This is a genomic window from Pseudomonas sp. NPDC088885, assembly GCF_044750025.1.
GTDB classification, from domain to species: domain Bacteria; phylum Pseudomonadota; class Gammaproteobacteria; order Pseudomonadales; family Pseudomonadaceae; genus Aquipseudomonas; species Aquipseudomonas rustica.
In genome coordinates, this window is sequence record NZ_JBIVJB010000230.1 from 1 (window position 1) to 1,903 (window position 1,903).

At 61.3% G+C, this 1,903-nt stretch carries 2 protein-coding genes; both read left to right on the plus strand.

The window, feature by feature from the left end; all coding sequences use genetic code 11:
- Nucleotides 1-1,339: 3-phosphoshikimate 1-carboxyvinyltransferase (gene aroA, locus ACIP1X_RS28795; protein ID WP_400755964.1), on the plus strand; the 1,339-nt coding region annotated here is incomplete at its 5' end.
- A partial coding sequence (gene cmk / locus ACIP1X_RS28800; protein ID WP_400755965.1) for a (d)CMP kinase occupies nucleotides 1,336-1,903 on the plus strand: 568 nt, incomplete at its 3' end. The genes aroA and cmk, both read left to right, overlap by 4 nt.

Below are 1,903 nucleotides of genomic sequence, written 5' to 3' on the forward strand. Positions count from 1 at the left end.
GGCCTATGTGGACGCTATGAATTCCAACGATCAGATCTTCCTGGCTCAACCTGGTGGCCGCCTGTCCGGTCGGATTCGCGTACCGGGCGACAAATCCATTTCCCACCGTTCGATCATGCTCGGTTCGCTGGCCGAAGGCGTCACCGAAGTCGAAGGCTTCCTTGAGGGCGAAGACGCCCTGGCGACCTTGCAGGCGTTCCGCGACATGGGCGTGGTCATCGAAGGCCCGCACCACGGTCGCGTGACCATCCACGGTGTCGGCCTGCACGGTCTGAAACCGGCGCCGGGCCCGATCTATCTGGGCAACTCCGGCACCTCGATGCGTCTGCTCTCCGGCCTGTTGGCTGCGCAGAACTTCGACAGCACTTTGACCGGCGATGCCTCGCTGTCCAAGCGTCCGATGAATCGCGTGGCCAATCCACTGCGTGAAATGGGCGCCGTGATTGAAACCGCGGCTGAAGGTCGTCCACCGATGACGATTCGTGGCGGTCACAAGCTCAAAGGCCTGACCTACACCATGCCGATGGCCAGTGCTCAGGTGAAATCCTGCCTGCTGCTCGCCGGTCTGTACGCTGAAGGCAAGACCACTGTGACCGAGCCCGCTCCGACTCGCGACCACACCGAGCGCATGCTGCGTGGTTTCGGCTATCCGGTCAGCGTTGAAGGCGCTACGGCTTCGGTTGAGTCCGGCGGCAAACTGACGGCGACCCACATTGAAGTCCCGGGCGACATCTCGTCGTCGGCGTTCTTCCTTGTAGCGGCCTCGATCGCCGAAGGTTCGGAGCTGGTGCTTGAGCACGTCGGCATCAACCCGACCCGTACTGGCGTTATCGACATCCTGCGCCTGATGGGCGCTGACATCACTCTGGAAAACCAGCGTGAAGTCGGCGGTGAGCCTGTCGCTGACCTGCGCGTGCGGGCAGCTAAACTCAAAGGTATCGAGATTCCGGAAGAACTGGTTCCACTGGCGATCGACGAATTCCCGGTGCTGTTCGTGGCAGCCGCCTGTGCCGAAGGGCGCACGGTGCTGACCGGCGCAGAAGAGCTGCGGGTCAAGGAATCCGATCGCATTCAGGTCATGGCGGACGGTTTGCTGGCGCTGGGCGTCAAGTGCGAACCGACCCCGGACGGCATCATCATCGACGGCGGTCAGATCGGCGGCGGCGAAGTGCATGGTCACGGCGATCATCGTATTGCCATGGCTTTCAGTGTGGCCTCGCTGCGCGCCACTGCACCGATCCGCATCCATGATTGCGCCAACGTCGCGACATCGTTCCCGAACTTCCTCGCGTTGTGCGGGCAGGTCGGTATTCGTGTGGCACAAGAGGCTCAGTCGTGAACAACATTGCACCGGTCATCACCATTGATGGGCCAAGCGGCTCGGGCAAAGGCACCGTAGCCGGGATTCTGGCCAAGCGTCTGGGCTGGAACCTGCTGGATTCCGGTGCGCTGTACCGTTTGCTGGCATTCGCTGCGCACAACCATGGTGTTGATCTGACCAATGAAGAGCTGCTGAAGAAACTCGCCGCTCATCTGGATGTTCAGTTTATTGCGGCGACCGACGGTCAGTTGCAACGCATCATTCTGGAAGGCGACGAAGTCAGCGATGTCATCCGTACTGAAAGCGTCGGTTCCGGTGCTTCTCAAGTGGCTGCATTGCCAGCCGTGCGCGAGGCGCTGCTGCAGCGACAGCGAGCTTTCCAGGAAGCGCCGGGCCTTGTAGCGGATGGTCGCGACATGGGCACCGTGGTTTTTCCAAGCGCACCGCTGAAGATTTTCCTGACCGCCAGTGCCGAGGAGAGAGCGCGCCGTCGATATTTGCAGTTGAAGGGCAAAGTCGAGGGTGTTAGTCTGTCGAGTCTGCTAGATGAGATCCGTGCGCGCGACGAGCGTGACACCCAGC